General features: G+C 72.6%; 15 protein-coding genes. 4 read left to right on the top strand and 11 right to left on the bottom strand.

All coding sequences use genetic code 11. The features are described from left to right. Window positions 1–49: 49 nt before the first annotated feature. A complete protein-coding gene (gene efeU / locus K2224_RS30815) occupies window positions 50–2,287 on the bottom strand; it encodes an iron uptake transporter permease EfeU (RefSeq protein WP_221910477.1) in 2,238 nt (745 codons plus the stop codon). A 783-nt stretch (window positions 2,288–3,070) separates the two neighbouring features. Here efeU and K2224_RS30810 point away from each other — a divergent pair. Together K2224_RS30810 and K2224_RS30805 are read left to right on the top strand one after the other, a co-directional pair. Continuing rightward, window positions 3,071–3,580 carry a hypothetical protein gene (locus K2224_RS30810; RefSeq protein ID WP_221910476.1) on the top strand — a complete coding sequence of 170 codons (510 nt, stop codon included), beginning with the start codon at window positions 3,071–3,073 and terminating at the stop codon, window positions 3,578–3,580. Window positions 3,581–3,721: 141 nt separating this feature from the next. After that, complete coding sequence (locus K2224_RS30805; protein WP_221910475.1) at window positions 3,722–5,191, top strand: flotillin family protein; 1,470 nt, start codon at window positions 3,722–3,724, stop codon at window positions 5,189–5,191. A gap of 281 nt (window positions 5,192–5,472) precedes the next feature. On the opposite strand, the gene K2224_RS30800 is transcribed toward K2224_RS30805, so the two are convergent. The 3 genes from K2224_RS30800 to K2224_RS30790 all read right to left on the bottom strand — a co-directional run bounded on the left by K2224_RS30800 (window position 5,473) and on the right by K2224_RS30790 (window position 7,223). Continuing rightward, complete coding sequence (locus tag K2224_RS30800) at window positions 5,473–5,781, bottom strand: SDR family NAD(P)-dependent oxidoreductase (RefSeq protein ID WP_313904808.1); 309 nt, start codon at window positions 5,779–5,781, stop codon at window positions 5,473–5,475. Further along, complete coding sequence (locus K2224_RS30795; RefSeq protein ID WP_221910474.1) at window positions 5,778–6,410, bottom strand: VC0807 family protein; 633 nt, start codon at window positions 6,408–6,410, stop codon at window positions 5,778–5,780. The genes K2224_RS30800 and K2224_RS30795 overlap by 4 nt, the downstream gene beginning before the upstream one ends. A 207-nt stretch (window positions 6,411–6,617) precedes the next feature. Continuing rightward, entirely contained in the window at window positions 6,618–7,223 is a 606-nt protein-coding gene (locus K2224_RS30790; protein WP_221912047.1) for a TetR/AcrR family transcriptional regulator, read from the bottom strand. A gap of 232 nt (window positions 7,224–7,455) precedes the next feature. Between K2224_RS30790 and K2224_RS30785 the strand changes: the two genes are divergently transcribed. After that, window positions 7,456–8,517, top strand: a complete 1,062-nt coding sequence (locus K2224_RS30785; RefSeq protein WP_221910473.1) for a CdaR family transcriptional regulator — start codon at window positions 7,456–7,458, stop codon at window positions 8,515–8,517. Window positions 8,518–8,858: 341 nt separating this feature from the next. Here K2224_RS30785 and K2224_RS30780 read toward each other — a convergent pair whose 3' ends face one another. The 3 genes from K2224_RS30780 to K2224_RS30770 all read right to left on the bottom strand — a co-directional run bounded on the left by K2224_RS30780 (window position 8,859) and on the right by K2224_RS30770 (window position 13,450). Beyond that, window positions 8,859–10,700, bottom strand: a complete 1,842-nt coding sequence (locus K2224_RS30780; protein WP_221910472.1) for a phospholipase C — start codon at window positions 10,698–10,700, stop codon at window positions 8,859–8,861. 216 nt (window positions 10,701–10,916) lie between these two features. Then, complete coding sequence (gene efeB, locus K2224_RS30775; RefSeq protein WP_221910471.1) at window positions 10,917–12,248, bottom strand: iron uptake transporter deferrochelatase/peroxidase subunit; 1,332 nt, start codon at window positions 12,246–12,248, stop codon at window positions 10,917–10,919. After that, window positions 12,245–13,450 (bottom strand): EfeM/EfeO family lipoprotein, encoded by a 1,206-nt coding sequence (locus K2224_RS30770; protein ID WP_221910470.1) that lies wholly within the window; start codon window positions 13,448–13,450, stop codon window positions 12,245–12,247. Before K2224_RS30770 ends, efeB begins: the two co-directional genes overlap by 4 nt. Window positions 13,451–13,739: 289 nt before the next feature. On the opposite strand from K2224_RS30770, the gene K2224_RS30765 reads away from it, so the two are divergent. Continuing rightward, complete coding sequence (locus K2224_RS30765) at window positions 13,740–14,570, top strand: hypothetical protein (protein WP_221910469.1); 831 nt, start codon at window positions 13,740–13,742, stop codon at window positions 14,568–14,570. Here the strand turns inward: K2224_RS30765 and K2224_RS30760 are convergent. The 4 genes from K2224_RS30760 to K2224_RS30745 all read right to left on the bottom strand — a co-directional run bounded on the left by K2224_RS30760 (window position 14,567) and on the right by K2224_RS30745 (window position 19,587). Then, window positions 14,567–15,328, bottom strand: a complete 762-nt coding sequence (locus K2224_RS30760) for a trans-aconitate 2-methyltransferase (RefSeq protein WP_221910468.1) — start codon at window positions 15,326–15,328, stop codon at window positions 14,567–14,569. The two genes, K2224_RS30765 and K2224_RS30760, sit on opposite strands and share 4 nt — an antisense overlap. A 163-nt stretch (window positions 15,329–15,491) precedes the next feature. After that, entirely contained in the window at window positions 15,492–16,709 is a 1,218-nt protein-coding gene (locus K2224_RS30755; protein WP_221910467.1) for an aminotransferase class V-fold PLP-dependent enzyme, read from the bottom strand. Window positions 16,710–16,714: 5 nt separating this feature from the next. Further along, window positions 16,715–18,097: a pyridoxal-phosphate dependent enzyme gene (locus K2224_RS30750; protein WP_221910466.1), complete on the bottom strand. Its 1,383-nt coding sequence runs from the start codon at window positions 18,095–18,097 to the stop codon at window positions 16,715–16,717. Beyond that, the gene (locus K2224_RS30745; RefSeq protein WP_221912046.1) at window positions 18,094–19,587 is read right to left on the bottom strand and encodes a Y4yA family PLP-dependent enzyme; all 1,494 of its coding nucleotides are present in this window, start codon (window positions 19,585–19,587) and stop codon (window positions 18,094–18,096) included. Before K2224_RS30745 ends, K2224_RS30750 begins: the two co-directional genes overlap by 4 nt. Window positions 19,588–19,741: the final 154 nt, after the last annotated feature.

The raw sequence follows: 19,741 nt of genomic DNA, 5'->3' as shown, positions 1-19,741 counted from the left end.
CGTCCGGCGGAGTGCGCGCGGACGTCCGGGCGTCCCTTCTCCCGGCGGGTCAGGCGGACTTGCGGATCTCCAGGAGGTCCGGCACCGGCGCGAGATGCTCCAGCAGCCGGCCGGTGACGCCGTTCAGCCGCTGACGGGCGGCCGCGTCGAGCTTCTCGACCGGCGTCCAGGTGCCGTCGTGGTGCGCGGCGTCGAGCTGCTGCTGCAGCCGGTCGATGTCGCCCTGGATGGACGTCAGCAGCTGCGGATCGCGCTTGACGATCAGCTGGTGCAGGACGTCGAGGAGCTCGCGGGTGCCGGCGAGGTTGGCGTCGGCGGTGGCCAGGTTGGTCCCGCTGCCCTCGTCGGTGTCGCCGGTCAGCTCGAACTGGAGGGTGTTCTCCAGGATCTCGTGGGTGCGCAGCGGCAGGTCACCGGGGTCGAAGTCCTGGGTGGGGAACGCCTTGCGCAGTCCCACCACCTCGTCGTGCAGCTGCCGCGCCGGGCCGCTCAGCTCGTCCGCGGAGGCGCCGTGCCACAGCCCGTACTCGATCCGGTGGAAACCGGAGAAGTCCTTGTCGTGCACGCCGCCCGGGAGTCCGTCGGCCCGCCCGTTGATCTTCTTGTCGAAGTCCTCGAACGTGCCGTAGGCGGCGCCGAGCGAGGAGTAGGTGCGGTGTGCGGTGAGCCAGTCCGTCCGCGCGCTGTCCAGGTCGCCGCCGGCGAGGTCGTCGCTCAGCTGCTGGGTCTGGTCGGTCAGCGTGGCCAGCCCCCGGTCGACGTACTGCTTGTAGGCGCGCAGCGGTCCGGCGAGGTCCGCCTCCGCGACCGGCACGACGGCCTTGGTGCCGCCCCCGCCGCTGACCCGCACGGCGGCCGAGGTGACCGGCTTGCCGCCGGTGGGGACGCAGCGCCAGGCGTACGAGCCGCCGGCGATGGTGGCGACCAGGTCGCGGGTGGTACCGGGGGCCAGGCCCTCGATCTCGCCGTAGACCGCGTTGGTCGCGGGGTCGACGAGGTACACCTCGGAGGTCTTGTCGCCGGTGTTCTGCATCTGGAAGGTCTGCCGCCCGGGCTCGGGCGCGGTGAAGCCCTTGCCGCACTCGGTCTCGGACACCGCGATGGTGGGCGCCCCGGCCGGCTTGGCCTTGCCGAAGGCGACGATCCCACCCGCGACGACGGCGGGCACCGCGACCACGGCGACCGGCAGCAGCCACGCGGGCCGCTTCCGGCCCCCACCGGCCGACACGGGCTCCGGAGCCGGCTCCGACTCCGACGGGGGTTCTTCTGCCGACTGTTCCGGGGACTCGGGCTTCGCCTCCGCACCCGCCTCGGGCGCCTCCCCGTCCGCCGGCGCCTCGCTCTTCACGGCCGACGCAGCCTCGGCGTCGACGGCCTTCTCCGCCTCCGCCTTCTCGTCAACGACCCTGTCGGCAACGGCCTGCTCGGCCGCCGGCTTCCCCTCCGCCGCCCGCGGCGCCGCCGCCGGCTTGGCGCCGCTCCGCACGCCGCGGACGAACAGCGCCATCACGACGACGAGGTAGCCGGCATACCCGACGAGCTGCAGCCAGGTCATGGCCGGCATGAGGTTGAAGACGCCCTGGACCAGGGTCGTGTACCAGGCGCTCGGGTCGATGCTCTGGCTGAGGTCGAAGGCGAACGCGGTCTTGCCGGGCAGGACCCCGCCCTCCTGGAGGTCCCGCAGGCCGTATCCCAGGACACCGGCGGCGATGACGATGAGCACGGCACCGGTCGCGGTGAAGAACTTGGTGAGGTTGATCTTGAGCACCCGGCGGTACAGGCCCCAGCAGAGTCCCGCCGCGATGACCAGTCCGACCCCGGCGCCGACCATCGGCCCGGCGGACTCCCCCGCCGCCCGCGCCGTGGTCCACAGGAACAGCGCGGTCTCCAACCCCTCGCGCCCCACGGCCAGGAAGGAGGTGACGACCAGCATGCCCGCACCCATGGCGAGCGCCCCGGTGACCTTCTCCTTGATCTCACCGGAGAGGCTGCGCGCGGAGCGGCGCATCCAGAACACCATCGCGGTGACGAACGCGACCGCGATGACGCTCAGCGTGCCGCCGAAGGCCTCCTGTGCGGTGGCCGAGAGCGAGGCGGCGGTGAAGGTGAGGACCGCGCCGAAGCTCATCGCCACGGCTATCGCCGCCAGCACACCGGTCCACACCTGCGGGAGACGGGACTTGGCCCCGGCCCGGACGAGGGTGGCGACGAGGATCGAAACGATGAGTCCGGCTTCCAGCCCTTCTCTCAATCCGATCAGGAAGCTCGGAAACGCGTCGTCCCACATAGTCGTCCTCTCCGGCCCGCGCAACCGCGCCGGTATGTCTTACCTCAGTTAGCGAAGGCATACCTTAGTCAGCCGGTCCGAAGATGTCTACATCGCTGTAGTCACGTCGCCACGGGGCGACAACGGCCCCTGGTACGGGCCTTACTCCCACCCCACCGGAGCGCCCCACCCCGGCGCACCCGCCCACCTCGACACCCACCTCGACACCGCCCCGAGGCCGGACACGAAAAAGGCCCGGGAGAACCCGGGCCAAAACGGGGCAACTCAGCCCCCTCCCACAACACACCCCCGGAGACAACGCGACCCCCGGACAACACAGTCCCCGGGAGTCCGCATCGCCACCATCTACCTCAGTCGTCGCCGAGGCTCCGGTTCGCGGGGCTTCCGGGGGCCTGGCCAGAGCCACGTCAAGGGTCTCCTGCCAACAAACGTCTTTGCTGTCGGTGCGGCTCTCCGGTTGTCTGGTTACACACCAGTTTCCTCCCGTTTTGTCCAGAGTCAAGGGGTGCGTGGAGAGACCACGGAAAGACCGCGGAAAGAGGACGGCAAGGGGACAGCACGAGCAGGGGGCACGGGGGCGTGACGAGAACCGGGAGGGAACAGAGGTCGCCGGCGGAAGGAGTCGGCAGAACCCGGAGAAGGGCCGTCGCCGCAGGTCGGGGGCACGGTGCTGCACATCAAGAGCGCGTAAAGATTGCCGGGATGCGGCAATGTGCGGCGGCCCGACCGCGTGTGACGATCGTCCCCGTTCGAGCGGAATGAGCGAGTGCGGGAGGGCTGTGCATGGCCTGGTTTCTTGGTCTCGGCATCGGCGGGATCGTCGTCCTCCTGCTGTCGCTGATCTTCGACGGGGTACTGGAGGGGCTGTTCGGCGGGGTGCTGGACGGGCTCTTCGACGGACTGTTGTCCCTGCCGGTCATCGCCGGGTTCCTGTCGATGTTCGGGTTCGCCGGCGCGATCGTGTGGGGCGGCACCGCACTCGGTGCCGGGCCGGCCGTCGTCGCCGGGCTGGCCGCGGGCACCGCGGCCGGGGGCGCCACCTGGCGCTTCAGCCGGGCGCTGATGCGCGACCGGAGCACCCCGGCACCGCGCCGCGAAGACCTGGTGGGCACCGCCGGATCGGTGGTCACCGCGATCCCCGCCGACGGTTACGGCGAGGTGCTGCTGCGGCAGGCCGGGCATCCCGTGAAGCTGGCGGCCAGGAGCGGCGCCCCGATCGCCCAAGGTGCGGAGGTCTGGGTCGAGTCCTCGCTCTCGTCCACGTCGGTGGCGGTCCGTCCCGTCGAACGCTGAGCGGGGGCGGCCGGCCGCGTCCGCCGATGCGGGCCCGCACCCGCCCCCGTTCTCCCGGACCCGGCGCGCCCCGCCGCCGGGCCGGTCACACACACCATCACCTTGATCTGCCTACCCCCAGGAAGGCAGGGGGGATTCTTCATGAGTTCAGTCATTGTCGCCGTCACAGGCGCCGTCGTCCTCGTCGTGCTGCTCGCCCTCGTGGTGATCACGCGCTACAAGGTCGCCGGGCCCAACGAGGCGTTCATCATCACCGGCCGCCGCGGCAAGAAGTCCACCGATCCGGAGACCGGCCAGGTCAGCGTCGACAACAGCGGCCAGAAGGTCGTCGTCGGTGGCGGCGTCTTCGTGGTCCCGTTCGTCCAGCAGCGCTTCTCCCTGGACCTGTCCAGCCGGCATCTGCCGGTGGCGGTGCGCGGCGCGGTGACCCTGCGCGGGGTGAAGGCCAACCTCGACGGCGTCGCGATCGTGAAGGTCGGCGGCAGCGAGGACGCGATTCGGGCCGCGGCACAGCGCTTCCTCCAACAGCAGGACGGCATCGTCGGGTTCACCCAGGAAGTGCTGTCCGGCGCGCTGCGGGCGATCGTCGGCCGGATGGCGGTCGAGGACATCATCCGCGACCGGGCCGCGTTCGCCGGGCAGGTCGCCGAGGAGGCGGAGGCCAGCCTGTCCGGGCAGGGCCTGATCCTGGACGCGTTCCAGATCCAGGACATCACCACCGAGGGCTCGTACCTGGAGGACCTGGGCCGGCCGGAGGCCGCGCGGGCGCGCCAGGAGGCGGACATCGCGGAGGCGAACGCACAGCGGGTCTCGGAGCAGGCCAGGCTCAAGGCCGCCGAGGAGATCGCGGTCGCGGAGCGGACGCTCTACCTCAGGCAGGCCGAGATCCGCGTCGAGACCGAGGCCGCGTCCGCCAAGGCGAACGCCGCGGGTCCGCTCGCCGAGGCCGCACGGCGGCAGGAAGTCCTCTCCGAGCAGGAGAAGGTCGCCGAACGCCAGGCGGCCCTTACGGACCGGGAGTTGGACACCAAGGTCCGCAAGCCCGCGGACGCCGCCCGGTACCAGGCCGAGCAGGAGGCCGAGGCCCGTCGGATCGCCCAGGTCAAGGAGGCCGAGGCGGACGCCGAACGCGCCCGGTTGACCGGTGAGGGCGAGAAGCTGCGCCGTGCCGCGCTCGCCGAAGCCGTGCGGCTGGAGGGCGAGTCGGAGGCCGCCGCACTCGCCTCCAAGGGCACCGCGGAGGCCGATGCGATGCACAAGAAGGCCGACGCCTTCGCCCGCTACGGCGACGCGGCCGTGCTCCAGATGCTGGTCGAGGTCCTCCCCCAGGTCGTCGCCAAGGCGTCCGAACCGCTGGGCGCCGTCGACAAGCTGACCGTGATCTCCACCGACGGTGCCGGGCAGCTGCCCCGTACGGTCGCCAACAACGTCGCCCAAGGGGTGGAACTCCTCGGATCGGTCTCCGGGGTCGATCTGGCCGGCCTCCTGAAGCGGGTGACCGGCGGCGCCGTGACCGGGACGACGGCTTCGGGCGCGGATACGGGCCCGGGGTCCATTCCCGAGCCGGGGTCCCCGGCGGCGAGCAACGGCCGGATCGACGTCACTGACTGAGACGTCACTGACCGACCGGCTGACTGGCCGCATGACCGACTGACCGGCCGGCTCTTTCGTCAGACGGGCTGTCGGGGCCGGGCGGGGCATGGTTCGCCCCGCCCGGCCCCGACGGCTACCGCGACCGAGGCGGGGACCTGCGCCCCGGTCCGTTCCGCGTCGCACCCGCCGGCTCCCCCGACCGGCAGACGGCCGAGCAGCGCGTCGCCCAACACCTCACCGCCCTGCCGGAGTTCTCCTCCCGACTGCTCGACTGGTCGCAACGGACGGCCTGAACCGCGTCACGTACCGAAAGGCGACCGGGCACTGTTGGGCCCTGGGGCACCACCGCGGCCGGCCGCCGCGCCTGCGGATACGAGTGGGATCTCCGGCCATGTGAAGTCGTCCAGTCCGCAGCGGCCCGTGATCGCGGCGTTGAGCACGACCGCGTCCAGTCGGCCGGATTCCTCGACGGTGCGCGTGTCGATGTCCGCGACGGCCACGCGCCGCCCGTGGCCGGCCAGCCGTCGGGCGGTGGCGGCGCCGATCCCCGACGCGTCGCCGGTGATCAGGGCAACCTGGCCGTGGCCGACCGCCTGACGAACCGTCATGTCGATGATCCCGGGCCGGCGAGAGGCGTGATCACCAGGCCGCGGCTGCGCAGCCCGTTGCGGCGCAGATACGCGCGCCCGAAGAACCGCTGAAAGGCCAGGATCGCCAACACCGTCACCCCCAACAGCACCTCGTCGAGAACCGGCACCAGGTCGACCGGCAGGCACATCGCCATCACGACCCGCGCCGCGCTGTCGACCAGGCAGGCAACACCCCAGAACGCGCTGCAGATCCACAGCATCCGGCGAAACGCCGGATAGCGCTCCCAATTGGCCGCCAGGGTCCGTTGCTTGTCCTCGTCCACGACGATCCTGGTCGCCTCGTAGAGGAACGGCCTCCGGAACGGCAGGGTGCACAGCATCCACCCGCCCATCGCGGCCATTCCCCAGCCGTTGCGGATCAGCAGCAGCCGCGGGCTGCCGGTGACGGACGACATCGCGACGGTCAGCCCCATCGTGCCGAGCATGAAGAGCTGCAACCCGCCGATCCGGCGCTCGGCGACGAGGCCGCGGACGGCGCCGGCCACCGGGATCACAGCACCGGCCAGCAGTGCGAGGAACTGGTTCGCCCCCAACCAGCGCAGCCCGTAGAAGAGGCCGAGCGGAATGCCCACATGGACCAGCAGCACGCGTCGTAAGCCGGCTCCCCTCCCCCCGGAACGCTGCGCGTCCGAGCCGTCCGAACCATCCGAACTGCCCGAGCGGACCGAACCGCCCGGGCGAACTGAACCGCCTGCACTACCTGAACTGGAACTGCCTGTCACAACACAGCCCTCCTGAGAGTGTTGGTTCCTGGGATGGAAAGGCCGGCGCACGAGGGGCCAACGGCTCAGGGCTCATCCGGATCGGGTGGCCAGCGCGAACGCGGTGGCCACCTCGCGGGCATAGGTGTCGAAGTCCAGGCCGGGCTCACCGCGCAGCCGCCGGGCGGCGGCGTCGACGGCACCCCGGATCATCACGGCCATGGAACGGACATCGAAGTCCCGGAACTCCCCGCCGCGTTGGCCTGCCGACAGCAGCTCCTCCAGTCCCCGCACACTCGGTTCCTGTGCGCTCTGCGAGGTGTACGGCCGACCGTCGGCGTCACGCACATGCGGTCCGATCTCGGTGAGCGCCGCCATCTCCCGCGGATGCTCGCGCAGGAACTGCAGGTTGGCCTCCACATAGGCCCGCAGCCGGCCCGCAGCCGTCTCCTCGGCCGCCATGCGGACACCGATGAACTCCGCCCCGGCCGTGAACACCTCGCGCACGATCTGGTGCATCAGATCGTCCTTGTCGGCGAAGTGGTACGAGATCATGCGCGGGCTGCTCAGTCCGGCCCGCGCGGTGATCCTGGCGAACGACGCCTTGGCATAGCCGAGTTCGGCGATCGTCTCGATCGCCGCCGCCACGATCTGCGCCCTGCGCGCCGCGTTGGTGAACGTCCGCTCCGTCTGCGCCATGCTGCTCGCCCCCACGATGAGTTTTATCTACACAGATAAATATCACCCCGACCGAATCAATGCCACCCACCGCGACTCCCCGCACAGGAACTCGCGCGCTACCCGGCGTCGATCGGGGCTGGCGTTGCCGGTGGTGGCCGTGGCGTCTTGGCGCGATGCCCGGCGTGCCCCTTGTGTGTTAAGAAAGCGTCAAGAGGAAGTCAAGAGGAGCACACCGAGGGGTGAGGGACGCGTGATGGGGCGGGAGCTGCCCGAGGAATTCGTGGCCGGGTATGCGGGGGTTCTCGCGGATGTCGCGCGCACCGGGCGGCGGCTCGATCGCGAGGAGCTCCGGGCCCGGCGCGCCGCCGGGGAACGGGCCGCCGAGGCGGGGCACAGTCTGCGGGCCCTGGTCAATGCGCATCTCGCGGTGGCCCGGGAGTCCTGGCCGCGGTCCGCCTCGGCGCCGGCCGACAGCGTGCTGGCGGCACTGTCGCAGGCGGTGGACGCGCTGGCCGGCGGCTACGAACGGGCGCAGCACCTCGCGGTGCGGCAGGAGGAGGCCGCGCGCCGGGAGTTCATCGACGACCTGCTGTACGGGGGCAGTGACCTGGGCCGGCTGGCGGAGCGGGCGGAACGTTTCGGGCTGCGGCTGTCCCATGCGTATGCGGTCGCGGTGGCCGAGGGTTCGGTGGCGTACGCGGAGGCCGACCCGGTGGCCCGGCGGGTGCAGCAGGCGCTGGTGGGGCGGTTCGGGGACCGGCAGATGCTGCTGACCACGAAGGAGGGCCGACTGATCTGCATAGCCCCGGGCGATCCGGCGGCGGTGCTGGCCTGCTTCGCGCGGGAGGCGCACGCGGCGACCGACGGTGGACTGGTGGCGGTGGGCCGGACGCACGGCGGGGCCGGGGGCATCGTCCAGTCCTACGAGGAGGCGCTCAACGCGTTGCAGCTGGCCGAGCGGATGGGTCTGGAAGGGCCCGTGCTGCACGCCGCCGACCTGCTGGTCTATCCCGTGCTGACCCGGGACCGGCAGGCCATGGCCGATCTGGTGCGCAGCACCCTGGGGCCGCTGCGGGAGGCCCGGGGCGGGGCCGGGCCGCTGCTGGAGACGCTGGCGGTGTACTTCGACGCGGGCTGTGTGGCGGCGGAGGCGGCCCGTCGGCTGTCGCTGAGCGTCCGGGCGCTGACCTACCGGCTGGCGCGGGTGCACCAGCTCACCGGCGCCGATCCGGCCGATCCGGTGCACCGGTACACGCTGCACACCGCCGTGATCGGCGCCCGGCTGCTGGACTGGCCCGCGCAGGGGTTGTGAGCGGCGGCCGCCGGCGCCGCCGTGGACGCAGCAGCGGGTGCCGGGGCGGACGATCCACTGCTCCCGCCGGTAGCCGAGGGTGCCGCTGCCGCCTCCCAGGTCGAGGCGGAGAGGGCCGATCGTCAGTCGGCTGCCGTCCCCGGGGTGCGGGTCGAACCGGTCGACGATCTTCTCCGCGCCGAGGAAGTCCCCGCCGTCGGAGCGGAGCGCGCCGTCCCTGTGCGGGCGGACCGCGGGGCGGCGTGCCCGGGCGGTTGGGACATGGCCGCGCCCGGCCGGGCCGCCTCGGTGTGCGGTGGTCCGGCCGGGCGCGGTGGGCGCGGGCCCGGGGTTCGGCCGGTTCAGGCCGTGCCCTGCTCCTTGCGGCGCCGGAGGGCGAAGAAGGTGCCGGTGGCGCCGGCCGCGACGGCGGCCGCCGCGATGCCGACGGGCAGGACGGGGAAGCCCGAGCCGTCGTCGACGGCGGCGGTGTTCTGCATGGGGCCGGGGGTGATGCTGGTCCGGACCGGCGCGACCGGGCGGATCGGGCCGACGGACTTGACCGAGCCGTCGGCGTTCAGCAGCACCTGCTTGCCGTTGGGGTGCCGGAAGTCGAACATCCCGCTCAGCGAGCCGGCCCGGGCGTCGAAGGACGCGTCACCGATCCGGCCGAGGTGCCAGTTGTCCTCGACGAACTTGATGATCGAGGTCTGCTCGGTGGCGGTGTGGTCGATGTGGTTGGTCCTGCTGTACGGGGAGATGACCAGCAGCGGCTGACGGGTGCCAGGGCCGCAGCGGTCCTGGTAGCCGCCCGCGGCCGCGGGGCCGGACTGGCAGGCGGGGCCGTCGGTGGACTTGCCGTCGGAGCCGGTGGCGGTGTCCTTGGAGCCGTTGCGCGGCTTGGCGAAGGCGTGGTCGTACCAGCCGTCGGAGTCGTCGTAGGCGACGACCACGGCGGTGTCCTTCCACTGGGGCGCCTGCTGGATGCGGTTGATCTGGTCGACGAGGAAGTGCTGTTCGTCGATCGGGTCCGAGTTGCCGGCGTGGCCGTCCTGGTAGCCGGGAGCCTTCAGGAAGCTGACGGCGGGCAGCTTGCCGGCGCGCAGTGCGGCGTCGAAGTCGGTCAGGTCGTAGTTGTGGTTGGCCTGGCCGGCGTGGCCGATCTCGTCGACGCTCTTGGGCGGCAGGTGGTGCGGGTTGGCCGTGGACCTGTAGTACTGGAACGGGGCGTGGTGCGGGTTGTAGTCGACGACCCGCGCGCCGCCGACGTTGGCGTGCGTGGTGCCGCGGCACAGGGCGTGGTGGCCCTGCCGGCCGTCCCAGGCGGTGCTGGGCCGGAAGCCGCCCTGGAACCAGCCCCAGCTGACGTTGCGGGCGTTGAGCAGGTCGCCGATGTTGCGGCCCTGCATCGCGGCGAGCGCGCTCTTGCCGGTGTGGTCCTTGTCGGAGCAGTCGTCGTAGGCCGGGTCCGGGTCGTCGATCATCGTGCCGACGCCCTTGGCGTCGGGCGACTGGACGACGGAGGCGTCCGGCTTGTCGGTCTGCTTGGGGTTCTCGGTGCTGGAGGCGGGGTCGGTGGAGATCACGCCGTGGGTCTGGCCGGAGGCCAGGTTGATCGCGCCCGGGCTGGAGGGGCCGTAGACCGAGCCGAAGGAGCGGTCGTTGAGGGCGTAGTGCTGGGCGTAGTTCCACAGGCCGGTGACGGTGTTGCCGTCGTAGTAGTCCATCACCAGGCCGGGCTCGCCGAAGAGGCCGCCGGAGCACTTGCCGGAGTCGGTGTTCTGGACGAACTTGTCGGCCTTGCCGGCGTTGTAGGCGTACTGCTCGGGGCCGTACTCGTGGTTCTGGTCGCAGGTCACGGCCTGCTGCGGGGTGAGCCGCTTGGGGAGGTACTGGTTCGGGTTGTGCTTCAGCAGCCCGGCGGTGCGCAGGTTGTCGATGTCGCGCGGGGTCCTCGGGGACGGGGTGAACTTCGTCCCGTCCGTGTTCGCGGCCTTGGGGTAGGTGGCGAAGTAGTGGTCGAACGAGATGTTCTCGTCGAAGATGACGACCACGTGCTTGATCGGGGTGGCCGTGCCGGTGTGGCCGGGGTGCGGGCCGCCGGCGGCCAGGGCGGGTGCGCCGCCGCCCAGTGCGGCGAGCGCAACGGCTCCGGTGACGGCCCCCAAGGTCCGTATCACGTGGGTCTTTCCCCTGATGGCCATCTCGTTCTCATCCTCCGGGCGGGTTGCGGTTGCTCCGTACGGCCGGATGCTCTGCCGGGCGGACGGCGTCGGGGCAGAAACATGATGGCGCGTAGGTGAACACCGGGTCAGGTATCCCAGGGCAAAGCTTGACCGCCTGTTGACTCTTGGGGCCGACGGCGCCCCGGTTTCCTTCTGTTGTACGTGAGCGGCGGGCAGCCTGTCAGCCGGCACGCCCTACCGCGCCAGGAGGGCCCGGCCGTACCAGTCGGAGCGGTCCCGTACGCCCGGCAGCGCGAAGAAGTAGCCGCCGCCGAAGGGTTTGACGTAGTCGGTCAGCGGCTCGCCCGCGAGCCGGCGCTGGACGGTCTCGAACTGCCGGGCCAGGTCCTGCTGGTAGCAGCAGAAGAGCAGGCCCATGTCGAGGTTGCCGTTGGCGTCCATGCCGCGGTCGTAGTTGTAGGCGCGGCGCAGCAGGCGCTGGTCGGCGGTGTCCGTGGTACGCGGGTTGGCCTTGCGGATGTGGCTGTCCAGGGGGATGACATCGCCCTTGGGGTCGTCGGGGTAGTCGGGGGTGTCGTGCTCGTCGTTGCCGTCGAGGGGGGCGCCGGTCTCCCGGGCGCGGCCGAACATCCGCTCCTGCTCGGTCAGCGAGACCCGGTCCCAGAACTCCACCAGCATCCGGATCAGACGGACGACCTGGTAGCTGCCGCCGACTGTCCAGTCCGGCTCGCCCGCACCCCTGCCGACCCAGACCAGGTCCCGCATCTCGCGGGCCGAGCCGGGGTCGGGGTTGGCGGTGCCGTCCTTGAAGCCGAAGAGGTTGCGGGGGGTGCCGGTGGGGCGCGGCGGACTGGCGAAGCCGTCCAGCCGCCAACGGACCTGCAGGGCGCCGCGGGTGTGGCGGGTGAGGTCGCGCAGCGCGTGCAGCACCGTGTCGGTGTCGTCGGCGCAGAGTTGGAGGCTCAGGTCACCGTGGCACCAGTCGGCCTGGAGGTCGTCGTCGGGGAAGGCGGGCATGGCGGTCAGGCGGCGGGGCGCGCGGGCGCGCAGCCCGAACCGGTCGTCGAAGAGCGCCGCGCCGACGCCGACGGTGACCGACAGGGCGCCGGGCGGGAGTTGGGGGCCGAGGATGCCGGAGTCGGCGGGCGGGCCGGTGATGCCGAGCGGGTCCGGGACGCCGCCGCCGGTGAGGAAGCGGGCCCGTTCGGTGAGGGTGCGCAGCAGGTCGGCGAGGTCCTGTCGGCCCTCGGCGGTGACGTCGAAGGCGACGAACGCGGTGACCCGGCGGGGCGCGGTGAGGACGGCGGCCTGGTGCGGGCCGTGGAAGGGCGCCGCGGGCGCGGGGGCGCCCGGCAGGCCGGCGCCGTCGGCGTAGGAGGTCCGGGCGGGCGCGGCTCCGCCGGCCACGAGTCCTCCGGCGCCGGCCAGTGCCGCGCCGCGCAGGAACCCCCGCCGGGCGACGCCGCTCCGCCGGGTGCCCTCGGTGCCCCCACCGCTGCCGCCCCGGCCACTGCCGCTGCTACTGCTACTGCTACTGCCACTGCCACCGTGCATGGCGTCGTTCACACCGTCCTCCGCGGATCGCACAGGGTGGCCACCGAGGCCAGCCGCTCCACCAGGTCGCCCACCGCCGCGTCGGTCCGCTCCCGTTCGGTGCGGCTCAGGGCGTCGAGCGGGGTCCAGCGGCCGTTCCGCCGGAAGCCGTCGAGGAGTTTCCCGGTGCGGTCCAACGCGCCGTCGAGCCGCGGGAGTTCGGGGTAGCGGGTGACGAGCAGGGGGCGCAGGCGGGCGAGCACCGCGCGGGTGCCGTCGAGGTTGGCGCGGGCGGTGGCGAGGTTGCTGCCGCTGCCGTAGTCGGTGCGGCCGGTCAGCTCGAACTGCGCGGTGTTCTCCAGGATCTCGTGTGCCCGCAGGCCGAGCGCCGCCGGGTCCATCCGGGCCTGCGCCCACTCGTCGCGCAGGGCGCGCACCGCCGCGTCGAGCGCGTCGGCCGGGGCGCGCAGCGCGGCCGCGGACTCGCCGTGCCACAGGCCCTGTTCGACGCGGTGGAAGCCGGTGAACCCGGGGTCGTGGACGCCGCCCGCGAGCCCGGCGGTGGTCCCGTTGATCTTCTGGTCCGCGTCGCCGAACTCGCCGTAGGCGGCGCCCAGTCGCTCGTAGGTCAGATGGGCGGGCAGCCAGGCGTCGCGGGCGGCCGGGAGGTCGCCGTCGGCGACGGCCGCGCGCAGGGCGTCGGTCCTGCGGACGAGGTCGTCGAGGCCGCCGGCGACCCACTTCTGGTAGTCGATCGCCGGCTCGATCAGGTCGTGTTGGGTTACCGGCGCGGCGGCCGGTCCGCCGCGGCCGCCGCCGGAGATGCGGACGGTGGGCCCCGTGGTCGCGTCGGCGTCGTCGGGCAGGCAGGTGAAGGCGTACGCACCGGGGCCGAGGCGGACCTGCATCTGACGGGTGGTGCCGGGGCCGATGCCCTCCACCTCGCCGTGGACCGGTCCGCCGCCGGCGCCGCGGAGGTAGACCTCGGCGGCGCCGCTGGAGCTGTTGTGGAGGTCGAAGACCTGCACGCCGGCGCGGGGGTGCTGCCAGCCGCGGCCGCACTCGCCCGGGGAGATCTCGATGGTGGTGTGCGGCAGGCCGTCGGCGGCGGCGTCGGAGTCCGGTCCCGCGCCGGCGGTCAGTGCGACCGCGGCGACCGCTCCGGCCACGATCACGGCGCTGCCGGGACCCCAGACGCGCGGCGACCGCAGCCTTTGCAGGCCGGCTCGTGGCACGGGTCCTCCTGGGGCGCATGGAACGGTGGTGGCAGGCGGGAAGGACCCGCGGCCCCTCCCGCCGCACATGCTAGGCAGACCCGGCACCCCCGAACATCCTTCCGACGACCTGGAAACCAAGAGTTTCCCGTGCCTTCACCGTCCCGTCGGGCGGCGGCCGCGGCCGGCCCGGTCGCCCTCGGGGATCCGCCTGCGGGAGGGGTGAACCTCCCGCCCGCCATGACCGTCTACAGTCCTGTAGACATTCATGGGTCGGAAGCGGGCGCACCGCGCGCCGGAAGGGCGGAACATGACGATCGGACAGCCGGAGAGCACGGCGGTGGCGGCACCCCGGGCCCCGGAGCAGCCACCCTGCGCCACCCCGGCGCGGAGCAAGGTCCCCCAGGTCACAGCGCTGTTCTGGGTGGTGAAGATCCTCACCACCGGCATGGGTGAGACCGCCTCGGACTACCTGGGCCGGACGCTCGGGCCGATCCCCGCCGGCGCCCTGGGATTCGCGGGGTTCGCGATCCTGCTGACCGCGCAGTTCCGCTCGACCCGCTATCGGGCCGGCATCTACTGGTCGGCGATCGTCATGGTCAGCGTCTTCGGGACGATGGCCGCCGACGTCGTCCACGTCATCATCGGGATCCCCTACGTGGTCTCCACCCTCGCCTTCGCGGTGTCGCTGGCCGCCGTCCTGATCGCCTGGTACGCCTCCGAGGGCACGCTCTCCCTGCACACCGTCCGCACCCGCCGCCGGGAGACCTTCTACTGGGCCACGGTGCTCACCACCTTCGCCCTGGGCACCGCGGCCGGCGACCTCACCGCGGGCACCCTGGGCCTGGGGTATCTGACCTCGGGCATCGTCTTCGGTGCGCTCATCCTGGTGCCTCCGCTCGCGGGGCGGTTCCTCGGGCTGAACGCGGTCGCCGCGTTCTGGGGCGCCTACATCCTGACCCGGCCGCTCGGGGCGTCGTTCGCCGACTGGATGGGCGTCCCGGCCACCCGCGGCGGCCTCGACTGGGGCACCGGGCCGGTCACCCTCGCCCTGACCGTGCCCATCGCCCTGCTCATCGGCTACCTCGCGTCGACCGGCAAGGACACCCCCGGGGCCGTTCCGGCCGACGACAGGGCCTAGCGGATCGCGACCAGTACGCAACTGTCGCCGAACTGCCAGACCGGGACGGCATGCGCGAAACCGGCGGTGTGCAGCAGTGCGGTGTGGTCGGCGACGGACAGGCCGTTGTCCGCGCAGGCGGCGGGGCCGCCGAGCCGGCGGCCCCGCTCGGCCAGCGGCTCGGCCAACTCCGGCTCCGCCGCCACCGCCGCCCACCAGGACTCCCAGTCCTCGTGGTCGCCGTCCCGCTGCCGCTCCGCGCGCCGGCGCCCGACATGGGCGGCGAGTGCACCGGGGAGGGCCCCCGGCTGCGGGAGGTGGTCGCCGTTGACGAGGACGCCGCCGGGCCGCAGCAGGGCTGCGAGTTGGGCGTAGGTGCGGCGCAGCACCGGCTCGGGGAGGCAGTGCAGCGCGGTGGTGGAGACCGCGGCGTCGAGCGGGCGGCCCAGCGCCAGCGCCTCGGTCCAGCCGTCCGCACCGATCGTCGCGTCCACATAGCGGGCGGCCGACGAGTGGTGGGTGCGGGCGAGTTCGAGCAGCAGCGGGTCCATGTCCACCCCCACGACCTCGGCGCGCGGCAGCCGGTCCGCGAGCCGGGCGGCGAGCGAGCCCGGGCCGCAGCCGAGATCGACCACCAGCGGCCGCCGCTGACCGGCCGTCACATACTCGACGACATCGGCGATCACCGTGAACCGCTCCTCGCGGTCGACGGCATAACGCCGTTGCTGCCGCTCCCAGCGCTCCACCCACCACTCCGCGACGGCCATACTCAGCCCCATCTGGTCGCACCACCCCTGCCGTTTCCGCCTGCGCCGCACGTCGCCCACGAGGCTACAGGTGGAAACGGTTTCCATTAGCCATAGGGCCCTCCTTTCACTCCGGAGAGGCACCGGCCGGCAGGGAACGCGCACTCCGCGGCACGGAACGGACGCGGAACGGCACTCATGTCAGGGAAGCGAGCACGGCGAGCAACCGATCGATCTCCTCGGGGGTGTTGTAGACGTGCAGACTGACCCGCACCGAACTGCTCCGCTCCCCCGCACCCGCCTGGCAGTGGCCGTCCGTGCGCACCATGAAGCCATGGCTGAACAGGATGAAGCCGAGGTCGGCGGCGCCGATGCCGCGGTGCCGGAAGGTGACGATCCCGCAGCGCTGCTGGACCGGCGCGTCGAGCGCCAGGCTGCGCTGGCAGCCCAGGACCTCGTATTCGTCCAGCCGGCGCAGCCCGTCGGACAAACGGGCGGCCAGCGCGACCGTCCAGCGGCCGATCCGCTCGGTGCCGGCGGCCTCCAGCCAGTCCAGCGCGGCCGAAAGGCCGGCGATCCCGGTGGTGTTGGGGCTGCCCTGCCAGCCGCCGGGCCGCAGCTCCGGGCCGCGCGCCTGGCGGGCCCAGACCGCCCCGGAGCCGGGCAGCGCCAGCGCCTTGTGGCCGGAGAACACCACGAAGTCCACGTCGAGTTCGGCGACCGAGAACGGCAGATGACCCACGCTCTGGGCGGCGTCCAGACAGATCGGCACGTCCGGGCCGACCGCCTGCCGGACGAGGTGGACGTTCATGTTGCCGCCGTAGACGTGGTGGACGTGGGTGGCGGCCACGAACCGGGTGCGGGGCCCGACGAGCCGGGCCAGTGCCTCGGTGTCGTAGTCCCCGGACGAGTCCTGGTACGGCATCGCGCGCGTCCGGATCCGCACACCCTGCCGCTCCAGCAGCCGCTGCGCCTCCAGCCACGGGGCCAGATTGGCCTCGTGGTCGGCGAACGGGACGACGATCTCGTCCCCGTCGGCGAGGAGTTCCGGCAGCCAGTCCCGGGCGACCAGCCGCAGGCCCTCGGTCGTCCCGCTGGTGAAGTGGACCGCCGAGCGCTCCGGTTCCGGGTCGCCGAGGAAGGCCCTGATCCGGTCGCGGACGCCGGCCACCAGGGCGGTGGAGGCGTTGGCCCAGGGGTAGGAACCGCGGCCGGCGTTGGCGTGCGCGGTCGTCAACTGGGCCTGGACGGCGTCCAGTACGGCCTGTGGCTTCTGCCCGGTGGCGGCGCTGTCCAGGTACGCCAGCTCGGGGTTCGCGGTGACGATCGGGAACTGGGCGCGCAGCGCGCGCTGCCACGGTCCCAGCTCCGTGAAGAGCGCGGCGCCCTGGCCGGCCGCGGTGATCGGTGCCACCGCGGTCAGTCCCGGACCAGCGGCGCGCCGGCGTCCCGCCAGGCGATGACGCCTCCGCCGAGGCTGCGGACGTCGGGATGGCCCATCCGGGTCAGCAGCGCGGCGTAGCGCGCGGACTGCTCGCCGACCGGACAGACCAGCAGCACCGGCTGCCGGGTGCTGAACGGCAGCCCGCCCCGGACCAGTTCGTCGAAGAGCTCGTCCACGATGTTGATCGACCCCTCGATGTGCAGGGCGGCGTACGCGAACGGGCTGCGCAGGTCGACCACGAGCGGCCGGTCCCGCTCGATCCACTTCCGGGCGTCCGGGACGTCGACGGCGGGGGCGGCGGCGACCTCGGCGGCCGTCAGGTCGGCGGGGTCGTTCCGGCGGGGCGGCAGACGGAACAGGTCGGGGCGGCGGCGCTTGGTGTAGCTGAGGTAGCTCTCGATCCGGTCGCAGACGATGAAGACCGCCGACCGCCGGGGCCCGGTGTCACCGTCGGCCCCGTCGGACCGATCCTCCCGAGTTGCCTGATTTTCCTGATCTGCCGTCAACTGTTCGTCTATGGAACGGAGATGTCGCACCGTGCCGTAGTACGCGGCGCCTCCGGTCGGGCCGGCCAGGATGCCGCAGCGGCGGGCCAGGGTCAGCATGCCCTCGATGGCCTCGTCGGAGCCGACCGACTCCACCGTGTCGTAGGTCGCCGGGTCGAAGAGGCCGACCTCGTGGACCTCGTCCAGGGTGCGGATGCCGGGGATGAAGTCGGACTTGGCGGCGACCAGTCCGACCACCCGTACCCGGGGGTCGTGCTCGCGCAGCACCCGGGCCACGCCGGTGGACGAGCCGGCGGTGCCGACGCAGGCGACGAACCAGTCCGGGGCCCGCCCGTCGAGGTCCTTGACGATCTCCGGGCCGGTGCCGGCGGCGTGGGCCTCGGTGTTGCGGGGGTTGAAGTACTGGTCGGTGTGGAGGTAGCTGCTGCCCGGCTCGGACAGCTCACGGTGGAAGAGGGTGAGCGGGTCCTCGGTGTTGGTCGGGTCCAGGCACTCGCTCTGGCCGGGGAGTTCCTCGATGTCGGCACCCAGCAGCAGGAGCAGGTCCTTGATCTCGGGGATCCGCATCCGGTTCGTCACGCTCTTGAACGGGAGCCCGTGCATGCCGGCGATGACCGCCAGCGCCTTGGCGGTGTTGCCGCTGGAGAGTTCCACGACCTGGCTGCCGTGCTCCGCGGCGGCCGCCAGGCCCGGCCGGGCCATGTTCCAGGCGGCCCGGTCCTTCACCGAACCGAAGGGGTTGAGCAGTTCCAGCTTGGCGTACAGGTCGATGTGGCGCAGACCGTGCACGGCCGGATCGATCCGCACCAGCGGGGTGTTCCCGATGGCCTCGGTGATGCTGTCGTACCTCATGGCTCTCCCCCTGGACGTGTGATCGGCCAGTACTGCTCGTCGAGGCACCAGCGCCAGGAACCGTCCTCCTGCCAGGCGGCGACGCTGCGCGCGACGGGCTGGTGCTGCGCGCGGCTGGTCTGGAAGTCCATGCAGTAGCCGGCGGTGTTGACGAACGCCAGCAGCTCGCCGGTGCGGGGCAGCCGGGGCAGGAACACCATCCGGCGGGTGATCAGGTCCGCCTCCAGGCACAGGCTGCCCGCGAGGTAGACGCCCGCCGCGGGGCCGTCGCCCGGCAGGGCTCGGGTGCCGTCCCGCCCGAGCAGGACCGGGTCCATCAGCACCCCGTGCTCCTCCAGCCCCGCGTCGTCGGCCTTCATCGCCAGCCGCACCAGCGGCTCCCCGCTGTCCGTGCGGCGCACCTCCAGCACCCGGGCGAGCACCAGACCGCACTGGTCGACCAGCGCCCGGCCCGGCTCGGTGTAGAGGTCGTAGAGGTTCTCCAGCAGGAGGGTGGCCAGGGTGCAGCCGCCGAACGAAGGGGCGGGCAGCGCCAGGAGTTCGTCGAGGTAGCGGGCGCCGGCGACGGGACGGTGGGCGGGGTAGAGGCCGAGCGCGCCGCGCAGGGTGCCGGCGTCGTTGCGGAGCCCGTAGCCGTGGCCGCGCCAGGTGAGCGGAGGGCGGCGGCCGAGCACGGCGGCGGCGAGTTCGGAGGTGTAGTGCTCCCACTCCTCCGCGTGGGCGAGGTAGTTGACGCCGAAGCCGCCGCCGATGTCCACCGCCCGCGGCCGAAGGCCCCGGCTCCGGCAGACGTCCATGGCCCGGACGCAGCCCTCCAGGGCGCGGGCCTTCTCCTCGGGGCTGGTGGTGTCGAGGTGGTAGCCGACGCCGGTCAGCTCCAGGACGTCGGCGTGCCGCTCGACGGTCTTCAGCAGGGCGTCCAGCTCCCCCGCCGGGGTGCCGAAGCGGCTGGGTCTGGTCAGCACCCTGACCCCCGGCCCGTCGAAGGCGGACAGCCGCAGCAGTACGCGTGTGCGGGCGAGTCGGTGGGCGCGGATCAGGGCCGCCAGTTCGTCCAGTTCGGCCGCGGAGTCGGCGTTGACGGCGGCCCCGACCCGGGCGGCGAGCCACAGGAACTCACGGTTCTTCGGCCCGGTCGCCATGATCCGGTCCGGGGCGAAGCCGGCGCCGAGGGCGTGCTGAAGCTCGCCCAGGGACGCGACGTCGACGGCCGTGTCCGTCGCCGCGAGCCGGCGCAGCAGGGCGCTGGAGCGGTTCGCCTTGTGGGCGAAGAAGACCTGGCCGCCGAGCCGGTGGGTGCCGTACGCGGCGCGGAACCGCGCGGCGTTCTCGGCGATCTGGTCGGGCAGCAGTACGTTCAGCGGCGAGCCCAGGGCGTCGACGAGCGAGCGGAGGAACTCCCCCGAGCCCAGCAGCGACGCCGGCCGCACGTCCAGGCGCGGTTCCAGAAACAGCGCTGTCAGAGACAGCGGCTCCCGAGACGATGGCACAGCAGCCGCCAAGAGACCCCCTTCGACATGTGTGCGAACGCGACCCGCACGGTTCGCCGTTAACCACTTCCCGCTCCCGGCGGCCTTTACGCCCACCCGCCGCCGCCCGCACCGGACTTGACGACCCGGGGTGGCGGGAGCGGCCGGCGACGGC

The sequence above is a fragment of the Streptomyces sp. BHT-5-2 genome (genome assembly GCF_019774615.1).
Classification (GTDB): domain Bacteria; phylum Actinomycetota; class Actinomycetes; order Streptomycetales; family Streptomycetaceae; genus Streptomyces.
Note: the sequence above shows the minus strand (reverse complement) of the source record. Positions and strands in the feature narration are given on the sequence as shown.